We start from the raw sequence: 22,768 nt of genomic DNA on the forward strand, positions 1-22,768 counted from the left end.
TTATTGCCAGTATTCAGCTATCCAACGGGTTGGTAGCACTTTACGATACCACTTACCGCTACGACCCGCTAACGCATCATCGGGATGTGGCTTACCGTGGAAAATAATAACGCGCGCATCTTCGGGGATCCGCGGCTGTTGGAAAAAGCTCAACGGGAACGGTCGAATACAATGACGCTTGAAGCTTCGACACCACTTCTCTGGCCAATACTTCAGACGATTTTGGCGGTCGACAAATTGTGTAATGTACTCTTGTTCGTTGCGAACAGACTCCGTTGCTTTCTCGGGATCGGCCTTTAAATAATCCAGCGCATCCTCGTGAGCCCCCGCTTCAAAACGGAATACCGAGGTATTACCGGTAGCATCTGACTTGTCCCACTCTTTAATAACCATGAAGTCACCTTCCGGTTTAAAAAAGTCATCGAGCGAACCAACAATGACGATGTCCAAATCAAGAAACAATGTGGGTCCGGTTAAATCAGAGAGAGGATTCGCAAAACACGTTAACTTCAACCACCCATGCGCTTTCGCCCATGCTTTCTTCTCGTCGAAGTCTTCAAACCCAATTTTTGGAATCGGCTTAACTTCGACCTCATCACGAATACCTTCTGCTTCGTCTGTAAAGCATACAAACCGATAGGGTAAGCTAAGGTTACGGCTGACCATCGAGTACAATGTATTGACGTAGTCGTTCCCGTATTTGTCACCCCATTTGATGCAGATTACATTAACTTTTTGTTGTGCGTCGCTCATAACGGCTCCCTAATCATTTAATCTGCCCATAATGCCACAAATTAAAGCAGTTCGGTATTAGATCCTATCCCTAGACTAGCACGTAACTGAAAGCAAAAGAGGAGTATTCAACTTATGACAAAGCATATCGCTCAGGCCGACTTGGCTAATATGGATAACCGTCATCGTGTTAATTTCATCAACTCATTATCCGGTTATAAAAGCGCTAACTTAATTGGTACTAGTAGCCGTAAAAATGAAGACAACTTGGCAATCGTCAGCTCAGTGGTTCATTTAGGCGCTAACCCTCCCCTCATTGGTTTCATCATGCGCCCCGATTCAGTTGAGCGCCATACATTGGAAAATATCGAAGAAACAGGTGTTTATACGATTAATCATGTATCCCAATCGATAGTTAAAGCGGCACATCAAACGGCAGCGCGATACGATAGAAAGGTATCGGAGTTTGAAGCAACCGGCTTAACGCCTGACCGTTGTAATGGTTTTCACGCCCCCTTCGTTAAAGAAAGCCCGCTCTCAATGGGCGTAAAGCTCGTCGAAATTACCAATATTACGCACAATGGTACCGACTTTGTCATTGGCGAAATTCAATGGATTCAAACTAATGAGGAGGCGATCCAAGAAGATGGCTTTATTGATTTGAACACATTAGAGACCGTCGCGGTATCTGGTCTTGATAGCTATCACAGCGCCTCGAGACTATTTCGACTCAGTTATGCTAAACCCGATAAAGCCCTAGAGGAGATCCCTCTCAAGGGGGCAGACACGTACGATGAGTGACATAAGGGAAGTTCGCTTAGTATTGGGCGACCAGCTTAACGCGAAGCACACTTGGTGGCGAACGCAGCATGATAACGTGCTGTACGTGATGATGGAGATGCGCCAAGAAACTGATTACGTCAAACACCATATACAAAAGATCGTTGCCTTTTTTGCCGCGATGCGTAATTTTGCCAGCGCCATTGAGCAAGCAGGTCATCGAGTTCATTACATGAAACTGGATGATGCAAACAACACCCAGTCACTTACGCAGAACTTAGCGGCCATATTAGCCCAGCACCCCAAAGCGAGCCTGAGTTGCATGCTGCCCGACGAATACCGGGTTGATCATCAACTCCGTAGCTGGGCTGGGAAAGAAGATATACACATTGACTGGGTCGACAGTGAGCACTTCCTTACCCAACGAACTGTTTTGGCTGAGTGGTTTCCCGATCGTGATAATTTTTTGATGGAGAGCTTTTACCGTCGCGTACGAAAGCAGTTCGATATCATGATGGACGGCGACAAACCCGAAGGTGGCCAGTGGAACTATGATCATGATAACCGTAACAAGCTACCAAAAAGTAGCTCTGTTATTGCCCCAAGCTGCCCAGCGAATGATGTCACAGATATTCACCAAATGGTGACCCAACAGGATATTAATTACTTTGGAGAAATCGACCCTCAACACTTTATTTGGCCGACCACACGCAAGCAAGCCCGAGATATTTTATCATTCTTTTGCCAACACCAATTAGCTCACTTTGGCACCTACCAAGATGCGATAACGGATACTGAAGTGCACGATCACGCATGGAGCTTGTACCATTCGCGTTTATCGTTTGCGATGAACAGCAAAATGTTACATCCAATGGAAGTCGTGAACGCAGTTCTCGCTCATTGGCGCGAAAATGAAGACACCATCAGTATCAATCAAGTTGAAGGGTTTATTCGACAAATTATTGGTTGGCGAGAATTTATCCGTGCCATTTACTGGCATCACATGCCTGAATATAAGAATCTTAATGCGCTCGAACATCAACGCGATCTGCCGAAGTTTTTTTGGGATGGTGAGACACACATGCGTTGTCTATCGCAAGCCATTAAACAGTCTTTAAAGTACGCTTACGCACACCACATTCAACGTCTTATGCTGACTGGAAATTTTGCACTATTAGCGGGCTGCGATCCCGATCAAGTCGATGAATGGTATCTCGGCATTTATATCGATGCACTCGAGTGGGTAGAACTTCCTAATACCCGTGGTATGAGTCAATATGCTGACAATGGTGTGCTAGCCACCAAACCCTATATTTCAAGCGCAAATTATATAAAGAAAATGAGTCACCATTGTTCTCAGTGTCGCTATAATCCGGATAAGAAAACTGGCGAGGGGTCATGTCCGTTTAATTCGCTTTATTGGCAATTCTTGGCTCGACATGAATCACACTTTAGTAATAATCAACGCATGGCGATGATGTATTCGGTGTGGAACAAAAAAACGCAAGAAGAACAAAAAGCGCTTGCCAAGCAAGCAGAATATTATTTAAACAACATGGATGATTTATAATCATGAGTTATTTAAACAAGTCGTTACTCGGTCTCTTATCTTTATTTGTGTTGTTCGCCCTAACCGGCTGCAAATCTGACCCGACGCCCGTGGCGCCGACAGTAAAACAGTTCTCAGCGGAAAAATATTTGGGCAAATGGTATGAAATTATCCGTATGCCGCACAGCTTTGAAGAAAACCTGCAAGGTGTCACCGCAGAGTACCGACTCAACGCTGACGGCACTATCGAGGTGACTAATCGCGGTTATAATGTAGTGGATGACGAATGGCAGACCGCAATTGGCAAAGCCGAGCCGGTAGAAGGCATGACAGCCGCTTACAAGGTAACCTTTTTCTGGCCGTTTTATGGGGGATACTATGTCAGCTGGTTATCACCCGACTACAAAATGGCGATTGTTACGAGCGATTCACACGACTATTTTTGGTTTTTGGCGCGCTCACCTAATGTCGATCAAAGCGATATTGACTTTGCATTAGCTAAAGCAAAACAGTGGGGATATGATATCGACCAGATGATTATCACACAATCTCTGGCCGACATCGGGGTAGCTAACGCCGATTAATTGAATCGACGTGCAGCAGGTTGACCTTTACGCGGAGCGCGGCGGCGATTGTCGCCGTTGCCTTTACTCGCGCGAGGCGGCATTTTCTTAAGCGGACTATCAGATAACTCAAGTGCCATCGGCTGCTGACGCACGCGTGTGCGTTGCAACGCTTTCTTCAATTCAGCAGGCATCCCTTTGGGCAGTTGTACCAACGAGTGCTGTGCGAACAGTTGAATCTGACCAATGAATTGGCTATCGATCTCAGCTTCATTGGCGATGGCACCCACGATATCGCCTGGACGCGCACCGTGGTCACGGCCGACCTGAATCTTATAAGTATCGAACTCGCTATCCGGAACACGTTTAGTGGTCGCGCGTACACGCTTTTCACCACGCTGAGGACGTCCGTTATCACGATCAGCACGCTCTGCGCGTTCAGGACGCGGACGACGCTCCTCTTTTACGAATAACGGCTGCTGCTGGTTACGCTGAGCCAATAGGCTAAGCGCGATCTGTTCAGCGGTCATCGACCCGTCAGCTAACCAACTACTGAGAAGCTTCTGAATGTTGCTGTCAACATCCGACTCAAGCTGCTTCAATAGGCTTTGCTGCAATTGCTCTTGGCGGAAGCGACTCAGTTCTTCTGCTGAAGGTACGTCAAAGTATTCAATTGAACCGTTCGTCAGTTTTTCATAATGACGTAATAAGTGACGCTCTTTACCGCGATAGAACAAGATAGCCTCGCCGCTACGACCTGCACGACCGGTACGACCGATACGGTGAACGTATGACTCGGTGTCACTCGGTAGGTCGTAGTTAATGACGTGAGTAATTTCGGGTACATCAAGACCACGCGCGACAACGTCTGTTGCTACGAGCACTTTAATGTGGCCGCTACGCAATTGAGTGACTGTTTGTTCACGTTGTGCTTGGTTCAAATCACCACTCAAAGGCGCTGCACGGAATCCTTGACGCTGTAAAAGCTCTGCCACGTCCATAGTATCTTGACGCGTACGCACGAACACTAACGCGCGTTGATATTCAGTCACTTCTAAAAGACGAGTCAATGCTGTCATTTTAGTCATGCCCATGACTTTCCATGCGCGCTGACGAATGTTCGCCTTCGCCTGCTCTACGGGAGCAATACGAATGTTCACAGGATCCGTCAAGTACGTTTTGGCTAACTTACGAATAGCGGTTGGCATCGTCGCCGAGAACAACGCACGTTGTGCGGTATCCGGCACCGACTGTAAAATAGTTTCGATGTCTTCAATAAAGCCCATGTTTAGCATTTCATCGGCTTCATCCAACACAGCAAAGCGCAGTCCGTCAAGCTTCAACACTTTCTTGTTGAGTAAGTCGATCAATCGACCTGGCGTACCAACAACCACAGACGCGCCACGTTTTAGCGCTTGAATTTGTGGCCCAAAGGCGCTGCCACCATAAACGGTTGCGACTTCCATACCCTTCATTTGCTTAGAGAAGCTTTCGATGGCATCAGCGACCTGGATCGCGAGCTCACGGGTCGGCGTCACGACAAGCATCTGAGTTTGACGTTGATTCGCTTCAATTGAAGCTAAAGCTGGCAGTGAAAACGCGGCGGTTTTACCCGTGCCGGTTTGCGCTTCACCCAATACATCATTCCCTTCTAATAAGCTAGGAATCGCTTGTTGTTGGATAGGTGTAGGTTGTGTAAAACCTAGCGCTTCAAGTTGATTTAAGACAACAGAAGGCAATGCCATGTCTTGGAAAGACACAGCGGTAGTATCATTTTTCATAAAAATCTCAAAGTCATAAGGTGGTTATAAACCACGATGTGTGTTCGAGGGTTTCGCCCGGCCACCATTATGCTTTTGAGCATCTCTAGAAATTAGGCTTACCCTTACTCGGTCGCAGATTGCGTGTTTCATATTCACGGATAACTGCGAGGCGCGAATTGTACCTAGTTATTGGAAAATTACAACTCATTTGTATACGTTTTATGCATTTACACAGAGATAGTCATTTATTTTTCTAAAAAACTGAACCATTCCATTAGTTTTTGCCTACATTGATATACTAACCCGAATAACAGGAGGCGTTATGTCATCTCACTCTATGTCGTCACTCACAAAGCAGGATTGTTTCATTGAGGGGCATTGGGTACCGACGGAAAAACGGTTCGCCGTTACAAACCCTGCCAATGGCGAGGTAATCACAGAAGTGGCCGACGCCGATGGCGATCTCACGAAGCGAGCCATCAACGCCGCTGAAGTGGCACTCGCTAAATGGCGTGCCACATCCACTCAAGAGCGCGCAGCACTGTTGCGCAAGTGGTATCAAGCCATCATGGACAACAAGCAGGCTTTGGGCGAACTGATGAGCGCCGAGCAAGGCAAACCTGTACCTGAAGCTGTTGGTGAGGTCGAGTACGGTGCCAGCTTTGTCGATTGGTTTGCCGGTGAAGCGGAACGCATCAACGGCGATATTCTACCCATTACCGATAACAGCAAGCGTGTCATGGTGATCAAACAACCGGTAGGCGTATGCGCCGCCATCACGCCTTGGAACTTCCCGAACGCAATGATCACGCGCAAAATCGCGCCTGCGTTGGCAGCTGGTTGCACCATCGTTGTTAAACCACCACAACTGACACCCTTATCAAGTCTCGCACTGGCTCAGCTTGCGAGCGAAGTCGGTATTCCGGACGGTGTCATTAATATTTTACCGACCACGGATTCAAAAACCGTGGGCGAAATTCTGGCAACATCAAAACAAGTTAGAAAACTGTCTTTCACTGGTTCAACGGGTGTCGGCAAGATCTTAATGAAGCAATGTGCCGAGAACGTTAAAAAGATCTCGCTCGAACTCGGTGGCAATGCACCCTTTATCGTGTTCGATGATGCCGATTTAGATGCAGCCGCCGAACAGTTGATGGCGTGCAAATTCCGCAACGGCGGTCAAACTTGTATTTCAGCGAACCGTGTGTTGGTGCAAGATAGCGTGAAAGAAGAGTTCATTAAGAAAGTAGTCTCTAAAGTTAAAGCGCTTAATGTGGGTCCAGGTGATAAAGAAGACGTCGATCTGGGACCATTGATTGATCAAGACGCTGTCGATAAAGTTCAACGTCTCGTCATCAGTGCTAAATCCGATGGCGCAGAGATAGAAGAAGGCGGATCAGTGATGACCGATCTGGGCGACTTATTCTATGCTCCGACGGTGATTTCGGGTGTGACTCAGGACATGGAAATCACGCAAGAAGAAATTTTCGGTCCCGTCATCGCAATTTCGAGTTTTGAAACTGAGGAAGAAGCGATTCAACAGGCGAACGACACTCCGTTCGGTCTTGCTTCCTACTTTGCCGCTAAAGATACTGCACGCATATTCCGAGTCAGTGAAGGGCTTGAATACGGCATGGTCGGTGTCAACACAGGTGCGATTTCCCACGCCTATAACCCCTTTGGCGGAATTAAAGAATCGGGTATTGGACGTGAAGGGTCAAAATACGGTATAGATGAGTACTTGGAAATTAAGACCATCACGTTAGGCGGCCTTGAATGAGCACGACCCCATCAATAGCTGAGTTATTTGATTCACTCAGTAACACCCACAAAACCGGGCTTTCACGCCCGGTTTTTTGGCGTAAACAACAGCTAGAAGGCATTAAAAACTTTCTCACAAAAGAGCAGTCTTCGATCGAGCGCGCCCTCACGCAGGACTTGGGTAAACATCCAAGCGAAAGTCGATTAACTGAGCTCAACTATTTATTAAGTCACATCGATTACACACTGAAGCACCTCAATAAGTGGGTTAAACCGACGCGTGTGAAAACGCCGTTATTGGCGTGGCCTGGATCAAGTCAACTCTATCCTGAGCCGCTCGGTACCGTGCTTATTTTAGGGGCGTGGAATTATCCACTGCAGCTACTTATCGCGCCAGCTATTGCCGCCATTGCTGCTGGAAATTGTGTAATACTGAAGCCATCAGAACATGCGCCAAACACCGCAGAGGTCATCGCCAATAAGCTGGGCTACTATATCGACAACCATGCGATTAAGGTTGTCACCGGGGATGTCTCGGTTGCTAACGAACTCACCCAACAACCTTTTGATCATATTTTCTACACTGGCGGTAGTAATGGTGCTAAAGCTGTTTTACGTAACGCGGCGCAACACCTGACACCCACAACACTAGAGCTCGGTGGTAAAAGTCCGGCGATAGTAAGTGAAGATTGTGATATTGAGGTCACCGCTCGACGCTTGGTCTGGGGCAAATACCTTAACGCCGGTCAGACCTGTATAGCACCGGATTATGTGCTGGTTCAGGACAGCATTCGCGATACGTTGATAAGCAAAATCAAAGAGCAAATCGAACTGTTTTACGGCAATGACCCGCAACAGAGCGATGATTACGGTCGGATTATTAGTGCCAACCATTGGCAACGTCTTGTAAAGCTACTCGACGACACAGACATCATCAGTGGCGGAGACTATCAGCGTAAAGATAACTATATCGCGCCCACACTCATCAACTTAGATGGACTGGACAGCGAGCACCCGCTTCATCACGAAGAGATCTTTGGTCCGTTACTCCCAATCAAATCAGTGACGTCCATACAAGCCGCCATTGATTACGTGATAGCAAAGCCCAAGCCTTTAGCCTGCTATGCTTTTAGTAAAAATAATCGCACCCTAGAACAAGTTAAGCACCAAGTCAGTGCCGGAAGCTACTGTGCAAACGATACATTGATGTTTATGCTGAACGAAGCGCTTCCGTTTGGAGGCGTTGGCCAAAGTGGCATGGGTCGTTATCACGGTAAATTTGGTTTTGACACGCTCAGTCACCAAAAGGCAGTCATGAAACGCTCCTTTAAGTTCGACGTAGCGCTGCGTTATCCTCCTTACACCAAACTTAAAGACAAGCTGCTGGCGTGGCTCAAGTAATGATGCCATTGAATTTTCTATGGGTTGCCCCGATGTTGCTATGTATTGATACAATTAAATAAAGGCTGACTCATGGCACAAAGTAATATTGTCGACATTACGCTACAAAATTTTCAGCAAGTTTTATTAGAAGGCTCCAAAGAGCGATTAGTGATCATCGATTTTTGGGCTGACTGGTGCGAGCCTTGCAAACAATTAATGCCGGTATTAGAACGTATTGCGAGCCAATACCCCGACGACATTACCTTGGCAAAAATTAATTGTGACGAGCAACAAGAGCTTGCCATGCAGTTTGGCGTTCGTAGTTTGCCTACCGTAGCCTTCTTTAAGGACGGTCAGCCTGTTGACAGCTTCGCAGGGGTTAAATCTGAAACTGAAATCATGACAATGCTCGAACCTCATTTGCCAAGCCCAGCCGATAGTTTTATTCAAAATGCACAACAAGCGCTTGCCGAAGGCAACGCTGCAGAAGCTTACACTCAAGCCAAACAGGCTTTTGACATTGATAGTAGCAACATGACTGCCATCAAATTACTGGCAGAAGCAGCGGTCGACCACGGTCGTTTAGCACAAGCTAAGGAGCTCGCGGCGACGATCCCAATGGTCGAGCAAGATAGTGACTATCAACGGATCATGAGCAAAATCGAACTCGCTGAAGATAGCGCCGACTCGCCAGAGATTAAAGCACTACAAGCGCAGGTCGAGGAAGAGCCAGATAATAGCGAATTAAAAATCAAACTCGCGCTACAATTGCACCAGTCGCACCGAGATGAAGAAGCCATTTCATTGTTATTTGAAGTGATGCGCAAGGATCCCGCACGCACTGAAGCTAAAAAATATGCACTCGACGTTATCAATCAATTACCTGACGGTGATCCGCTTGCATCGAAGGCGCGTAGAACTCTTTACAGCATGATGTATTAATGGCTGTTCACTAGCAACGAGTTCGGCCGGTTCCCTCAACCGGCCGCTTTTTTATGATAAAGACACAGTATCAAAGCCTTATTCACTCAGGAAAATTGCAAGCGGACACACTGCAAGAATCGGTGTGCGCTCGTCTTGATATTCTGCGCCAGCAACTTGTTCAATCGGCGCATCCACAATCTGTTTATATTTACGGTCCCGTTGGTCGCGGTAAGTCGATGTTGATGGATTTGTTTTATCGCAGCCTAGCCGTACCGAGCAAAATCAGATTGCATTATCACCACTTCATGAAGCGCATTCATGATCAGCTCAATCTACACCAAGGCGAAGCGGACCCCTTACTAACTATCGCTGACGCATGGGCGCGAGAATATCGAGTGATATGTTTAGATGAGTTTATCGTCGAAGACATTGGTGATGCCATGCTGTTAGCTAACCTCTGGCAGGCGTTGTTTAGTCACGGTGTCACCCTCGTCACAACCTCAAATACGCCACCGTCGGAGCTGTATCGGGGCGGCCTTGCACGGCATCGCTTTGAACCCTTCATTCAGTTGCTCGAGCGCCAATGCCAAATCATTGACCTTGATTCAGGTATTGATTACCGCCGACTAAAACAGGGTGAAGCTCCGTATTACTTTATTGAGCAGTCAGCACAAGACTTTAAGCAGCAAGTCGCCGCACACTTTGGTCAGTTATCTGATAATAAGCCAGTAACCATCATGAACCGCGAGTTACCTTGTATATGTCGTTCAGAAAAAACGATTCTATTTGACTTCGCTCAGCTCTGTTCGGGTCCAAGAAGCCAGCGTGACTATATGGAACTCGCGGAGCACTATAAGCAGATCGCCGTTGATAAGGTTCCACGTTTTACTTTTAAGCCAAAAAATTCGACGCAACAAGGTGTCGAGGACGGCTACCAACGCGACACAACGCATCAACACGAAAGTCACTTGGACAATGAGGCTCGCCGTTTTATCGCGTTAGTCGATGAGTGCTACGACCGAGATTGCTTACTCATACTTAATGCTGCCGATGAGCCCGACCGCCTGTATCAGGCTGAGCTACTTAAGTTTCCGTTCCAGCGCTGTGTGTCACGAATTATAGAAATGCAGTCTTGGTAAACCGCAGAACCTCTTAAATTTCCTTATTAAACCTACGCTTTACACCTTTAATCGCAGAACAGGCGGGCGCATGCTTGCCGAGCGCCCTGCCCCTTGCTAGGATTGCTTAAATTTTTGGCTCGCTATACAGAGCTCTACAATAACAATTAAAAAGAAGGAAACTAATGAGCGAACAACGCGATCAATTCAGTTCCAAGATCGGGTTTATCCTAGCTGCCGCAGGTTCAGCGGTTGGTATTGGTAACCTGGTTGGATTCCCTGTCGCTGCAACTAAAAATGGTGGCGGAGCGTTTCTTTTAATCTATGCACTCTTTGTTGCATTTATATGTCTACCCGTCATGCTTGCCGAAATGGGGCTTGGCCGAAAAGCTCAAAAAAATCCGCTCGGCTCTTATTTAGCATTGGGCAGTGGCAAACCATTTTGGAGCTTTTCAGGCTTCTTAGCTGTTCTCACTCCTTTCATGATCGCTATATTTTATATGGTCATCACTGTCTGGATTTTCGGTTATCTTTACCATGCCGCTATCGGTGACCTCAATAAACTAGCGGACCCGAGTTACTTCGGTCAATTTGTCAACGACTACAGCTTTGTTGGTTTCCTTATCGCGGTGACGTTAATCGTCAACATTATTCTCATGGGCGGCGTTCGCCAGGGTATTGAGAAAGCGGCTAAATTCCTGATGCCAGCGTTATTTATTATGCTGATTTTACTCGTTATCTTTGTACTTTCATTAGATAACGCATCACTCGGCATTCAGTTCTACTTAGTTCCTGACTTTAGCAAAATTGATGGTTCGGTAATCAGTGGCGCCCTGTCACAGGCATTCTTCAGCTTGTCACTCGGTATGGGCATTCTCATCACTTATGGCTCTTATTTCAGCCGTAAGGACGATATTGTAACCTCCGGTAAGCTTGTCGCGATAACAGACACCGCGGTCGCTTTCACCGCTGGTCTCATGACCTTACCGGCGATATTCGCAATTAATCCAAATACAGACCCTAACTCACTCAGCGATTCTTCGGTAAGCATGATCTTTTCATTCTTCCCACAAATTTTTATCGCGTTAGAAGCATCGATTGGATATGTTGGCGCCAGCATCGCGGCCACCATTTTCTTCTTGCTCGCTTTTGTGGCAGCCATTACCTCGTTGGTTTCTATTATCGAGGTACCGACGGCAGCCATCATTCAACAACGTGGCACGTCGCGTAAAAAAGCACTATCAATTATGTGTGCAGCGACCACAGTACTCACAATTATCGCAGCCACTTCATTTGGATTCATTCCTGCATTTACCGAGTTTGTTAGTTACGGCGGCGCTACAAAGTCTGTGTTTGACGTCATTTACGATGTGTTTTATGACACCATTTTACCGCTTAACGGTTTGCTCATTTGCTTATTTGTATGGTGGCACTGGCGTTATAGTAGCCTTGAAAAAGAGTTATCTGAGGGTAATAGCAATTACCCCAATACCTTCTTAGCTAAATACGTACGTGTGTCCATTACCACCTTTATTCCAGCTATCCTATTTGTGGTATTCATCAACACCGTATTAAGCAAATTCTTTGGCATCACGTGGTTCTAAAACATACTGGCTTTAGGCAATTACATATCATTTCAGATGGGGCTCTTTTGAGCCCCTCTTTCGAAACATGCCCCAACAACCTTTCGCTTTATTTATCTGACTCTGATACCGCAGCCCATGCGGCCACCAACCGTTATAGAGACTTCCTTGGACACGAGTTCAACCAGGTCGTCATTGACTGTCGAAACCAACTGAATTTTGATGCCATAGCCGCTTTGTGTGGCACTTTGATGGCCGGTGGCGAGCTAGTTCTACTGACGCCACAACAGCCTTCTCCCGCGTTAAATCGGCTCATCGATTGTTGGCAAATGCGTTCGCCCATTGAGGCCACAAGCGATGCTAAACCACCTTCACTACCTACGGCAGCCCAACAGGACCTTGTCCAACAGTTGCAGGACAAGGAATCTGTGCATATCGTTATTGCATCACGAGGTCGTGGTAAAAGCAGTTGTTTAGGGACAGCGCTTGCTCAAGCCGACAACGCAAGCCAATGTATTGTCACAGCGCCCAGAAAAGCTAATGCTCAAGTATTACTGAAACACGCACCTCATGCTCACTTTGTTGCATGGGACACACTGATTGAGCAACCTGGCTCAACAGAGCGACTCATTATCGATGAAGCGGCAGGTATTCCTTTATGGGCGATTCAAAAGTTGGTGCAAAAGTATCCGGCGTGGATGCTAGCGACAACTGTAGATGGTTATGAGGGGTGTGGCCGAGGCTTTGCTATTCACTTTGTCGAGTGGGCCGAACGGACATTTGCTCACGTGAAGATGCACACATTACAAGACCCCATCCGTTGGTTAACGGGTGACCCTTTAGAGTATTGGCTACAGCAAGCATTACTGCTGAATGCGGCGCCACGACAATTAACCCAGTCAATAGATAGCGGCGTTTATCATGCCAGCGAGCTACCTGAGGATGCTCTGCACCAAGCGTTTGAGTTACTACTCGAAGCCCACTACCAAAGTAGTCCAAATGATCTCAAACTATTACTCGATGAACCGCAGCATTACCTTTACTTGCACGTTAACAATGGCTCTGTCATCGCGGTTGCTTGGCTCGCGCTAGAAGGTCCACTGGCAGATGACCTCGCTTTGCAAGTGCAATTAGGCAAACGACGTCCACCTGGAAATTTATTGCCTCAAAGTCTCACCTACTTTCTGCAAAGCCCCCGTCTAGCGGCATTACGATGGTGTCGAGTGAGTAGAATCGCCGTTCAAGAAAGTCACCGTCGACAGCATATCGCCTCGAATGTCCTCAATGCCGTTCGACACTGGGTAGCAACGCAAAACGTGCATGCGCTCGGTACAAGTTTTGGTTACGAGCCAGGTTTAGCTCAGTTTTGGCGTGCCAACGGCTACCACCTGGTCCGACTCAGTAGTAAGCAAGATCGCGTCAGCGCTCGCTATGCTTCGCTTTGGGTCTCTCCAATAACGCCAGACGCCGAAGCGCTGTGTACGCCTCTTTGTGAATGGGGAGCAGCGCAACAACGTTGGTGGTTTAACGGCCAGATTCCATCAAACACACTCGACGCTACCACAAACGCTTTACTCAGCGCCTTTAAAGAAGCCAATTTGCCGCTAGACAGTGTGCTATTTGCCTGCGCGTTAGTCAGCAAGCATGATGCGCTCACATTTACTCCATCTGACTTTGCCGTTCCTCAAAACGCGATGCAGTCACTCAAACATACTTATAAAGCAGACTCCTTCAAACAACTCAGCGCACTAATGCGTTCAGATATCGCTAAAATTCTGTAAAGCGATTGAGTCACTGAGTCAGGGTTCATAGAATAGTACGTTCATTTCACCAAAGGGATATCCTATGAAGCACACACGGTTTGCTAGCCTGTTAATTTTCGCTTTAGTCTCAGCGTGCTCGAGCCAGAACGAAAAACCAGCAACCAAGCCTGAGAATCCCTATGGCTATCCCCCGCTTGCCTCACAATCCGTGACCGATAACTATCACGGCGAAGAAGTCACTGACGACTTTCGCATCCTAGAAGACGAACAGCACTCGGAAGTAGTAAAGTGGCTGGCTGCAGAGGACCGTTATACAGAACAACGCTTAGGTCAGTTAAGCAGCGCTGAGTTTATTCGACAACGGCTGACCGAGTTATCAAATTACGAACGTACCAGTGCGCCTACCGAAGTCGCTGGACATTGGTTCTATCTGCAAAACGATGGCTTGCAAGATCAGTCGGTACTCTACGTGCGTCAATCAGACTCGGGCGCACCACATATCGTGATCGATCCAAACCAACTTGATCCCTCTGGCACGACCTCGATTCACGACTATAGTGTATCGCCTGATGGCAAGACTATCGCTTACTCGTTGAGCGAACAAGGCAGCGACTGGGTTGATTGGTACATCACGCCAGTTGTCGAGCCAAACCCGCCCACACAACCAGTCATCAGTGGTGTGAAATTTACTCAGCTCGCCTGGACCAAGGACTCGAAGGGGTTCTACTACAGCCGCTATCCGAAAACCAGTGATGGCGGTTATGATGGCCAGGCACCGGTTCAAACATACTTCCATAAGCTAGGTTCGGCACAAACACAAGACAAACGGATTGCAACCGGGATAAAAAATGACAGCTATATCTATACGTTACCCGATACCTCTGCATTATTGATCAAAGAGACGTCTGGCTTTGACAAAAATCGTTGGTACTTACTGGCTGATGTAAAGCAGCCCAACGAACTGATTGCCATAAACTTTCCTGATAATGAATTTGCCACGTTTATCGGCCGCAGCGGACAATCACTTATATTTAAACTGCGGGGTAAGCAAGGTCGAGGGTTACTCGCTGCATTAGATATCCAGCAACCGCGGCAATCTCAGAAAATCGTGGTAGAGGAACAACAGCAAACGTTAGCTGACGCCGTTGTGATTGATGACCAGATCATTGCTCATTATTTAGATAAAGCTCAGTCACGCTTAGTTATTTTGAATTCAAAAGGGCATGTATTAAGGGAGTTAGCGCTACCTGGGCAGGGCCATATTTCGGAGCTCACAGCAGATAAAGTCGGACGCGAGGCTTTCTTTAAATTTGAACAGTTCACTCAACCTGGCAGCATCTATCGCTACCAAGCAGCACAGCAACGCACGACACTTTGGCGTTCGTTCAAACAGCCGGCAGGGGTCGACAACTACCAAGCAAAACAAATTACGTACACCTCCACTGATGGCCAGCCGATCCCAATGTTTATCGTTGGTAAAGATGTTAAATCCGAGCCAACAGCACGTCCTACGCTGCTCATCGCTTATGGTGGTTTTGGTATCTCGATGCTTCCTACATACAACCCTGCTTGGTTGACGTGGTTGGAACTCGGTGGCCAAGTCGCAATTGCCAATGTCCGCGGTGGTGGCGAGTTCGGCGAACAATGGCATGATGCAGGCCGATTAGCGGGTAAGCTACAGGTGATTGACGATATTGAAGGCGCCGCTCAGTACCTGATCAAACACCAATACACCACACACACTCAGTTGGCGTTTTACGGACGCAGTAATGGTGCAATGCTTGGTGCTGCAGTAATGGTCGAGTCGCCCAAGCTATTTAACGTCGCGCTACTTGATAATGGGTTATTTGACATGCTGCGCTATCAAACCGCCAACGCCAAAGCCTGGTTCACCGAATATGGACTGAGTAGCGATGCGTCGCAATTCAATACGCTCTATAACTATTCGCCACTGCACAATATCGATAAAACAAGCTGTTATCCGGCGACTATTGTCAGCACATCCCAAAATAATACTCGCGTGGCGCCCTGGCACAGCTATAAGCTTGCTGCAGCTTTGCAACGCGCGCAAAACTGCGACAAACCGATACTGCTGCTTACACAGCCTTCTGCTGGTCACTTAAATGATCGACCAACATGGATGACCATCGAACACGTCAGCAAGCTTTGGACATTTGCGGCAAATAAGCTCAACATGACAGTTACACAAGGCAAAGATAGCGAATGAAGCACTGATAATTTTATGCTATCTTTCGCAGCAAGAAATGATACTGCATTTACGATAGAGGATAGAGCGAATGTCTAAGGTTTTAATCATTGGCGCGGGCGGTGTTGCCGGCGTAGTTGTACAAAAATGTGCCAAGCTGCCAGAAGTGTTCTCAGAAATTCATTTGGCAAGCCGTACCCTTTCTAAGTGTGAAGCCTTGCAGGAACAAGCCGGCGCCGATCGCGTAGTAGGTGTGTATCAGGTCGACGCTGACGATTCTGCTAAAGTCGCGGATCTGATTCGCCAAGTGCAGCCTAAACTAGTGATCAACGTAGCCCTGCCATACCAAGACTTACCAATCATGGACGCGTGTTTGGAAACCGGCGTGCACTACCTCGACACTGCTAACTATGAACCAAAAGATGAAGCTAAATTCGAATATTCTTGGCAATGGGCTTATCAAGAACGCTTCAAAGAGAAGGGTCTGATGGCGCTGTTAGGCGCGGGATTCGATCCGGGTGTGACTAACGTATTCACAGCCTACGCTGCTAAACACTACTTTGACGAGATTCATTATCTCGATATCGTCGATTGTAATGGCGGTGACCACGGACAAGCCTTTGCGACCAACTTTAATCCAGAAATCAATATTCGTGAAATCACGCAAAAAGGTAAGTTCTGGGAAAATGGCGAATGGCACGAAACCGATCCAATCAGCGTCCGCAAGGATTTAGATTATCCCAATGTTGGCGAACGTCCGTCTTATCTGCTGTATCACGAAGAGCTTGAATCTTTGGTTAAGCATTTCCCAACCATTAAGCGCGCGCGTTTCTGGATGACCTTTGGCGACCAATACTTGACGCATTTGCGCGTATTAGAGAATGTTGGCATGACGTCAATCAAGCCCGTTCAGTTCCAAGGACAAGACATCGTACCGCTTGAGTTTTTAAAGGCCGTATTGCCTAACCCAGGCTCGTTAGCAGAAGGCTACACCGGTAAAACTTGTATTGGTACCTATGTAACAGGTATGAAAGATGGCAAAGAGAAAACCATCTTTATTTACAATAACTGTGACCATGCTGAAACCAACAAAGAAGTGGGCGCACAAGCGGTCTCATACACTACTGGCGTACCCGCTATGATTGGCGCGGCAATGATGTTGCAAGGCGAATGGATGAAACCAGGTGTTTGGAACATGGAACAATTCGACCCAGATGAATTCATGAATCGCCTAAATCAGTATGGCTTGCCTTGGCACGTTACTGAGTGTGAGCAGCCGTTCGGTGAGTAATATGAACAAGTACCTGCGTGAGGATATACCCTCGCCTTGTTACGTACTCGACGAAGCATTGCTGCGTAACAATCTAGAGTTGATGAAACGTGTGCAAGTAGAAAGTGGCGCCAGTATCATTCTGGCGCTTAAGGGCTACTCGATGTGGTCTGCTTTTCCGCTTATCAAGCAGTATTTGAAAGGATGTACAGCAAGCTCGGTTTGGGAAGCTCAACTCGCTGCCGATAAGTTCGGCAGCGAAGTCCATGCTTATGTTCCAGCCTACAAGGCTGAGGATATCAAACAGTTGTTGCCGATTGTTAATCACATCTCTTTTAATAGCATCTCGCAATGGGAAGCCTACGCCGACCAAGCAAAGGCGGCAGGCGTATCCGTTGGTTTGCGGGTCAATCCCGAACACCAAGAGGCCGATACCGAACTCTATGATCCCAGTGCACCGGGATCACGACTGGGTGTACGCGCAAGTGAGCTTGAAAACGTCTCGCTAGACGATGTAGAAGGCATACACGTACACAACCTATGTGAATGCGATTCCTATGCTTTAGAGCGGACGCTCGCAGCCGTAGAGAACAAGTTTGGCGATTTATTGCATCAGGTGAAGTGGTTAAACCTGGGCGGCGGTCATTTAATGACGCGCGAAGGGTATGATGTTGACCATCTAATTAGCCAGTTGCAACGGTTAAAAGCGACTTACAACTTGGACATTATTTTAGAACCCGGATCAGCAGTTGCTTGGCAAACGGGTCCATTGGTCTGTGAAGTAGTGGATATTGTCGAGAACCAAGGTTCTATCGCACTGTTAGACATCTCCGCTACTGCGCACATGCCCGACGTTCTTGAAATGCCATACCGACCGCATATCGAGGGTGCAGGGTTACCTGCTGATAAACCTTACCGATACCGCCTCGGTGGCAACAGTTGTTTGGCAGGTGACGTCATCGGCGAATACAGCTTTGATGAGCCGTTAAAACCCGGCGACCGATTAGTCTTTGCCGACATGATGCATTACACCATGGTAAAAACAACGTTCTTTAATGGTGTACAACATCCAGATATTGGCATTCTGCGTGAAGACGGCAGTTTTGAACGTATCCGTCATTTTACGTACGAAGATTTCCGCTCTCGCTTATCCTAAGAAACCTGAAAGCCCCTAATTTAAGGGGCTTTTTGCTTCCTCTACGACTGACGGCGGCATCAACTCTGCGAGTTGCTCCATTCGTTGCGCGATTGCCTGATGAGTCCTTTTATCGGCAGTAACTGATTCATGTAACCACCGGTAGACGCTTTTGAAGTCGTAAGGACTGCCCTCGCCCGCAATTAAAATATCCGCGACACGAAGTTGCGCGGGAACATTACCGAGTGATGCGGCTTCCCTCAAATACAAAATAGCCTTATCGATATCTTTTTGAACGAGGGTTCCCTTATGATAATAGCGACCCAGCTGTTCTAACGCAGCAATAAGACCTTGCTTTGCTGCCTTTTCCATATACAAAATGCCCAACGCTTCATCTTGTTGATAGCAAACGCCCCAAGCAAGCATATCGCCATATAAAAATTGATACGTCGGACGCTTTTCAATATCAGCTTGCGCCTGAATATCTTGTACTAATTGACAGCGATCTTCAATTTCCACGCGGTGAAGATGGGTGTTTTTTGCGAACATATCCACTAATTCAGCATCACTATAAAGCTGAACCGCCTCGATTTCTCCGCTTTGCTCTTGCGCCTCAGCATAGGTTGAGCAAAACATCGCAAGGGCGAGTATGATAACAGCGTGCCTCATTGCTTTACCTTTACTATCGTCTCAATAACTCGTTATCGGCAGCAGCCAGCAAACCCTTGAACACTAAATCATCTTTTCGAATGTAAGAGATCGACTCTATACGATTGAGTGATTGAATTAATCGTTCACCATCACCTCCGGTAACAACGATATCAAAGGGCTCGTTATTAAAACGTTGCCGGCTAACATGCAATCCTTGGCTTATAGCGCCGACAAGCGCGTAATGGACACCATAACTCATTGCAGTCACCGTACTCGTCGCGGGTTCCCGAAAACACGCCTCCGTAAGCTCACCCTTAACTAATGCAGTTTTCTGATGCATCGATTCGTGCATTAAACGACGTCCTGGGACAATCCATCCGCCCAAATGCTGACCCGACGCATCCATCCAGTCGATCGTCATCGCCGTACCTGCATCGATAATCATGCAATTGTTATGCGCTTCTGAGCGGTAACCTAACAAAGCGAACCAACGATCAGCACCGAGTTTTTCGGGTTCCGAATAGCCGTTTTTTACGTCACGCCACGTCGTCGTACTGACTAACCAATTCACTGAGATTGCAAGCCGACGGAGTCCCTGTTCAATCGCACTCTTAACTTCGAGACTTGCAACAGAACAGCCACAGCATAACTTTATATCAGCCGCAACATCCTCGAGATCGACAGTCCACAGCTCGTTGGCAAGTAGATCAGCGTTTACATATTTATATTCACGGACGAGTTGGTCATTCCGATAAATGGCCAGTTTACTGCGCGTGTTACCGCTATCAATGACTAGTCGCATCACCGGGCCTCACAGATATTTCTCCTCCAAAAAAGCGCTTCACGCTACCGTCGACCTCAACTAAAAGCGCGCCGGTCTCATCGACACCGCGGCAAAGACCGTCAACTTTTCGTTCCCCTAGTAATAATCGAACCGGCTTGGTATCGAACTTATCGTATTCTCGCCATAATGTGGCAAACTGTCCAAAGCCCGAGTTTTCATAGTCCGTTAGCGTTCTGACGAGATACTGATGTAAGCGACCTGCGAACCGATTACGCTGGAGTGGCAACGCTAAATGGCTATTCACGTCAGTCCACGCTTGATCAATAGACTGAGCGACTGTGTCAGGTAGGGTTAAATTGATGCCCACACCAATCACACAACGTGCACTACCATCCTCAAGACTATCGATATCAATCAAAATACCAGCCACCTTTTTATTTTCAATGTACACATCGTTGGGCCACTTAACTGACACGTTTTTTATATTAAGCTGTTCTCGAAGTACGCGTGCTATCGCTAAACCCACCGCTAAGCTGAGACCCATAGCTCGTCCCAGACCTTCTTCTAACCGCCAATACAGACTGATATACAGATTGGTACCGAATGGTGAGATCCATTGTTTTCCTCGCCGGCCACGGCCCTGTGTTTGAGCCTCTGCCAGTATTGCATAACCCTGCGGTAATTGTTGTGTGTCGCTTAATTGCTTGAGGTCGTCATTGGTCGAGCCAACTATTGAGCTTACGTTTAACATGCTTTTCGGCAACTCGCTTGCCGCTGCTATTTGTTCAGCATTGAGTAAGTCAATAGAGCTTGCAAGCCGATAACCTTTACCTGATACCGAAAATACGTCAATTCCAAGTGCGTCTAACCTTTCAATGTACTGATTAATAGCCGCACGCGAGACAGACATTGCTTGACCAAGTGATTCGCCCGAGTGAAATTCGCCATCATTCAGTAGCTTTATCAGCTGCTCTAGCCGTTGTTCGATTTTCATACTCATAATCCTTGATAGTTCGCTACGTCATCTATCAGACCATTACGACCGATCAGACGAACTTCTGGCTCGAGCATAACACTGAATGCCTGTTCAACACGCTGCTGAATAAGCCGACACAACGCCAACACGTCATCTCCTGTCGCATGTCCTCGATTAACAAGCACGAGTGCCTGCTTATTATGAACACAACAGTCACCACAACAAGTCCCTTTTAAGCCTAAGCACTCGATTAGCCAGCCGGCGGCTAGCTTGTAACCAGAGTCGACTTCAAACCCGACGAGATTCGGGAAGTCCCCTATGAGTTGTTGATAGCGCTCCACAGAAACAACTGGGTTTTTAAAAAACGATCCTGCATTGGGTATTTTATTAGGGTCTGGAAGCTTTGACGACCGAATAGCAATGACAGTGTCTGCAATTGTTCGTGCCGATATCGAGGCTTGGCTCTTAAGATCTGCGAGTGCAGGATAGCTTAAATTAGGTTGCCAAGCTTTTGGGATATAAAAATTAACGTGGGTAATAAGCCAACTACGCGGGTTCCTTTTAAATACACTATCGCGATAGCTAAAGTCACATTCATCGTTGGCTATTGTGTGAACTTCGCCTGTGGAAATGTGAATGGCTTCGACGCTTTGGATATACTGGCTCACCTCTACTCCGTACGCGCCAATATTTTGAACCGGTGCAGCACCCACTGAGCCAGGAATCAGCACAAGGTTCTCTAGTCCGTACATATTTTTAGCCAATGTCCACGTAACAAAATCGTGCCAGTTTTCCTGCGCACCAACGCGAATATGCCAGCCAGACTGACTTTCTTGAAGCGATATACCTGTAATGTCGCTTTTTACTATAACGCCATCATAATTATCGACAAAGAGGGTATTAGTGCCTTCTCCTAAGATTAAGAAGCTATCCAAATCGACCACACTTCGTGCATCGGCAACGCTCGTAACGTTAAACACTTCTGAAGCATAATTATTAATTTTAAAGCTGTGATGAGAAGCTAAAGGCCACACAAAAAAACCCCAAATCCAAAATAATCATCAGATTATATCATAACGCCGTAGCGTGCGCCTTGGGCGCACGGTGCGATGTGGGTTGTCGCGCAAGATGCGCGACGTACGCGGCGCGGTCGTAGCGTGCGCATTCTGCGCACGGCGCGATGTGGATTGTCGCGCACAATGCGCGACGTACGCGGTGCGGTCGTAGCGTGCGCCTTGGGCGCACGGGTCGGTGTGGATGGTCGCGCACAATGCGCGACGTACGCGGCGCGGTGGTAGCGTGCGCCTTGGGCGCACGGGCCGGTGTGGATGGTCGCGCACAATGCGCGACGTACACGGTGCGGTCGTAGCGTGCGCCTTGGGCGCACGGGGCGATATGGATGGTCGCGCACAATGCGCGACGTACGCGGCGCGGGCGTAGCGTGCGCATTCTGCGCACGGCACGATGTGGATGGTCGCGCACAATGCGCGACGTACAGGGTGCGGGGGCGACGTGCGTCTGGCGAGCAGGCATAAAAAAACCCCAGCCGCTTGGCTGGGGTCATTCTATTTGAAGTCTGGCGCCGCCACAGGCGCTCGCAGAGCTCGCACCGTTCAAGCGGCGTCTTGCCACATGGGTGGCAAGCCGAATTCCCGCTTTCACCCTACTCTCACGTAGCACACCACCAGAAAATAAAAAATCCCCCGTGCTTGCGCACGAGGGATTGTTTATTTGAAGTCTGGCGGTGTCCTACTCTCACATGGGGAGACCCCACACTACCATCGGCGCTGGTATGTTTCACTTCTGGGTTCGGAATGGAGCCAGGTG

General features: G+C 47.7%; 18 protein-coding genes and 1 rRNA gene. 12 read left to right on the forward strand and 7 right to left on the reverse strand.

Features of this window, described 5'->3' with window-relative positions; all coding sequences use genetic code 11:
* Complete coding sequence (locus AWU56_RS07475) at window positions 1-753, reverse strand: hypothetical protein (protein ID WP_006956125.1); 753 nt, start codon at window positions 751-753, stop codon at window positions 1-3.
* Window positions 754-867: 114 nt separating this feature from the next.
* On the opposite strand from AWU56_RS07475, the gene AWU56_RS07480 reads away from it, so the two are divergent.
* The 3 genes from AWU56_RS07480 to AWU56_RS07490 are packed head-to-tail and all read left to right on the forward strand — an operon-like array spanning window position 868 to window position 3,645.
* On the forward strand, window positions 868-1,533 hold the full coding sequence (locus AWU56_RS07480) for a flavin reductase family protein (RefSeq protein WP_286682148.1): 666 nt from the start codon (window positions 868-870) through the stop codon (window positions 1,531-1,533).
* Window positions 1,526-3,082: a cryptochrome/photolyase family protein gene (locus tag AWU56_RS07485; RefSeq protein WP_286682149.1), complete on the forward strand. Its 1,557-nt coding sequence runs from the start codon at window positions 1,526-1,528 to the stop codon at window positions 3,080-3,082. The genes AWU56_RS07480 and AWU56_RS07485 overlap by 8 nt, the downstream gene beginning before the upstream one ends.
* Before the next feature lie 2 nt (window positions 3,083-3,084).
* Window positions 3,085-3,645 (forward strand): lipocalin family protein, encoded by a 561-nt coding sequence (locus AWU56_RS07490; RefSeq protein WP_272977732.1) that lies wholly within the window; start codon window positions 3,085-3,087, stop codon window positions 3,643-3,645.
* On the opposite strand, the gene AWU56_RS07495 is transcribed toward AWU56_RS07490, so the two are convergent.
* On the reverse strand, window positions 3,642-5,405 hold the full coding sequence (locus tag AWU56_RS07495) for a DEAD/DEAH box helicase (protein ID WP_286682150.1): 1,764 nt from the start codon (window positions 5,403-5,405) through the stop codon (window positions 3,642-3,644). The genes AWU56_RS07490 and AWU56_RS07495 overlap by 4 nt on opposite strands.
* A 304-nt stretch (window positions 5,406-5,709) precedes the next feature.
* Between AWU56_RS07495 and AWU56_RS07500 the strand changes: the two genes are divergently transcribed.
* The 9 genes from AWU56_RS07500 to nspC all read left to right on the forward strand — a co-directional run bounded on the left by AWU56_RS07500 (window position 5,710) and on the right by nspC (window position 18,551).
* Window positions 5,710-7,167 (forward strand): NAD-dependent succinate-semialdehyde dehydrogenase, encoded by a 1,458-nt coding sequence (locus AWU56_RS07500; protein WP_414653228.1) that lies wholly within the window; start codon window positions 5,710-5,712, stop codon window positions 7,165-7,167.
* Window positions 7,164-8,549, forward strand: a complete 1,386-nt coding sequence (locus AWU56_RS07505; RefSeq protein WP_272977730.1) for an aldehyde dehydrogenase family protein — start codon at window positions 7,164-7,166, stop codon at window positions 8,547-8,549. The genes AWU56_RS07500 and AWU56_RS07505 overlap by 4 nt, the downstream gene beginning before the upstream one ends.
* Window positions 8,550-8,621: 72 nt before the next feature.
* Entirely contained in the window at window positions 8,622-9,473 is an 852-nt protein-coding gene (gene trxA / locus AWU56_RS07510; RefSeq protein ID WP_286682151.1) for a thioredoxin, read from the forward strand.
* 53 nt (window positions 9,474-9,526) lie between these two features.
* Window positions 9,527-10,594 carry a cell division protein ZapE gene (gene zapE, locus AWU56_RS07515; protein WP_286682152.1) on the forward strand — a complete coding sequence of 356 codons (1,068 nt, stop codon included), beginning with the start codon at window positions 9,527-9,529 and terminating at the stop codon, window positions 10,592-10,594.
* A gap of 164 nt (window positions 10,595-10,758) precedes the next feature.
* The gene (locus AWU56_RS07520; RefSeq protein ID WP_272977728.1) at window positions 10,759-12,177 is read left to right on the forward strand and encodes a sodium-dependent transporter; all 1,419 of its coding nucleotides are present in this window, start codon (window positions 10,759-10,761) and stop codon (window positions 12,175-12,177) included.
* Window positions 12,178-12,224: 47 nt separating this feature from the next.
* Window positions 12,225-13,937: a tRNA(Met) cytidine acetyltransferase TmcA domain-containing protein gene (locus AWU56_RS07525; RefSeq protein ID WP_272977727.1), complete on the forward strand. Its 1,713-nt coding sequence runs from the start codon at window positions 12,225-12,227 to the stop codon at window positions 13,935-13,937.
* Window positions 13,938-14,001: 64 nt separating this feature from the next.
* Window positions 14,002-16,146 carry a prolyl oligopeptidase family serine peptidase gene (locus AWU56_RS07530; protein WP_286682153.1) on the forward strand — a complete coding sequence of 715 codons (2,145 nt, stop codon included), beginning with the start codon at window positions 14,002-14,004 and terminating at the stop codon, window positions 16,144-16,146.
* Between the two features lie 70 nt (window positions 16,147-16,216).
* On the forward strand, window positions 16,217-17,416 hold the full coding sequence (locus tag AWU56_RS07535) for a saccharopine dehydrogenase family protein (protein ID WP_006956113.1): 1,200 nt from the start codon (window positions 16,217-16,219) through the stop codon (window positions 17,414-17,416).
* A 1-nt stretch (window position 17,417) separates the two neighbouring features.
* Window positions 17,418-18,551: a carboxynorspermidine decarboxylase gene (gene nspC, locus AWU56_RS07540; protein ID WP_286682154.1), complete on the forward strand. Its 1,134-nt coding sequence runs from the start codon at window positions 17,418-17,420 to the stop codon at window positions 18,549-18,551.
* A gap of 15 nt (window positions 18,552-18,566) precedes the next feature.
* Here nspC and AWU56_RS07545 read toward each other — a convergent pair whose 3' ends face one another.
* From AWU56_RS07545 to rrf, 5 genes are all read right to left on the reverse strand, one after another.
* On the reverse strand, window positions 18,567-19,199 hold the full coding sequence (locus AWU56_RS07545) for a tetratricopeptide repeat protein (RefSeq protein WP_286682155.1): 633 nt from the start codon (window positions 19,197-19,199) through the stop codon (window positions 18,567-18,569).
* A gap of 13 nt (window positions 19,200-19,212) precedes the next feature.
* Window positions 19,213-19,983 carry a type III pantothenate kinase gene (locus tag AWU56_RS07550; protein ID WP_006956153.1) on the reverse strand — a complete coding sequence of 257 codons (771 nt, stop codon included), beginning with the start codon at window positions 19,981-19,983 and terminating at the stop codon, window positions 19,213-19,215.
* Window positions 19,967-20,959, reverse strand: coding sequence for a bifunctional biotin--[acetyl-CoA-carboxylase] ligase/biotin operon repressor BirA (gene birA / locus AWU56_RS07555; protein WP_286682156.1), 993 nt, complete (start codon window positions 20,957-20,959; stop codon window positions 19,967-19,969). Before birA ends, AWU56_RS07550 begins: the two co-directional genes overlap by 17 nt.
* A 2-nt stretch (window positions 20,960-20,961) precedes the next feature.
* Complete coding sequence (gene murB / locus AWU56_RS07560) at window positions 20,962-21,975, reverse strand: UDP-N-acetylmuramate dehydrogenase (RefSeq protein WP_006956155.1); 1,014 nt, start codon at window positions 21,973-21,975, stop codon at window positions 20,962-20,964.
* Between the two features lie 702 nt (window positions 21,976-22,677).
* Window positions 22,678-22,768 (reverse strand): 5S ribosomal RNA (rrf, locus tag AWU56_RS07565); the annotation flags it as partial.

Source organism: Idiomarina sp. T82-3, assembly GCF_001577655.1.
In the GTDB taxonomy this organism is placed as follows: Bacteria; Pseudomonadota; Gammaproteobacteria; order Enterobacterales; family Alteromonadaceae; genus Idiomarina; species Idiomarina baltica.

Excerpts from the sequence above, each read along its gene's own strand:
- trxA (WP_286682151.1), top strand. The coding sequence starts at position 8,622 with ATGGCACAAAGTAATATTGTCGACATTACGCTACAAAATTTTCAGCAA.
- zapE (WP_286682152.1), top strand. The coding sequence starts at position 9,527 with ATGATAAAGACACAGTATCAAAGCCTTATTCACTCAGGAAAATTGCAA.
- AWU56_RS07475 (WP_006956125.1), bottom strand. The coding sequence starts at position 753 with ATGAGCGACGCACAACAAAAAGTTAATGTAATCTGCATCAAATGGGGT.
- AWU56_RS07500 (WP_414653228.1), top strand. The coding sequence starts at position 5,710 with ATGTCATCTCACTCTATGTCGTCACTCACAAAGCAGGATTGTTTCATT.
- AWU56_RS07495 (WP_286682150.1), bottom strand. The coding sequence starts at position 5,405 with ATGAAAAATGATACTACCGCTGTGTCTTTCCAAGACATGGCATTGCCT.
- AWU56_RS07485 (WP_286682149.1), top strand. The coding sequence starts at position 1,526 with ATGAGTGACATAAGGGAAGTTCGCTTAGTATTGGGCGACCAGCTTAAC.
- AWU56_RS07535 (WP_006956113.1), top strand. The coding sequence starts at position 16,217 with ATGTCTAAGGTTTTAATCATTGGCGCGGGCGGTGTTGCCGGCGTAGTT.
- AWU56_RS07545 (WP_286682155.1), bottom strand. The coding sequence starts at position 19,199 with ATGAGGCACGCTGTTATCATACTCGCCCTTGCGATGTTTTGCTCAACC.
- AWU56_RS07550 (WP_006956153.1), bottom strand. The coding sequence starts at position 19,983 with ATGCGACTAGTCATTGATAGCGGTAACACGCGCAGTAAACTGGCCATT.
- birA (WP_286682156.1), bottom strand. The coding sequence starts at position 20,959 with ATGAAAATCGAACAACGGCTAGAGCAGCTGATAAAGCTACTGAATGAT.
- AWU56_RS07505 (WP_272977730.1), top strand. The coding sequence starts at position 7,164 with ATGAGCACGACCCCATCAATAGCTGAGTTATTTGATTCACTCAGTAAC.
- AWU56_RS07520 (WP_272977728.1), top strand. The coding sequence starts at position 10,759 with ATGAGCGAACAACGCGATCAATTCAGTTCCAAGATCGGGTTTATCCTA.
- AWU56_RS07480 (WP_286682148.1), top strand. The coding sequence starts at position 868 with ATGACAAAGCATATCGCTCAGGCCGACTTGGCTAATATGGATAACCGT.
- AWU56_RS07530 (WP_286682153.1), top strand. The coding sequence starts at position 14,002 with ATGAAGCACACACGGTTTGCTAGCCTGTTAATTTTCGCTTTAGTCTCA.
- AWU56_RS07490 (WP_272977732.1), top strand. The coding sequence starts at position 3,085 with ATGAGTTATTTAAACAAGTCGTTACTCGGTCTCTTATCTTTATTTGTG.
- nspC (WP_286682154.1), top strand. The coding sequence starts at position 17,418 with ATGAACAAGTACCTGCGTGAGGATATACCCTCGCCTTGTTACGTACTC.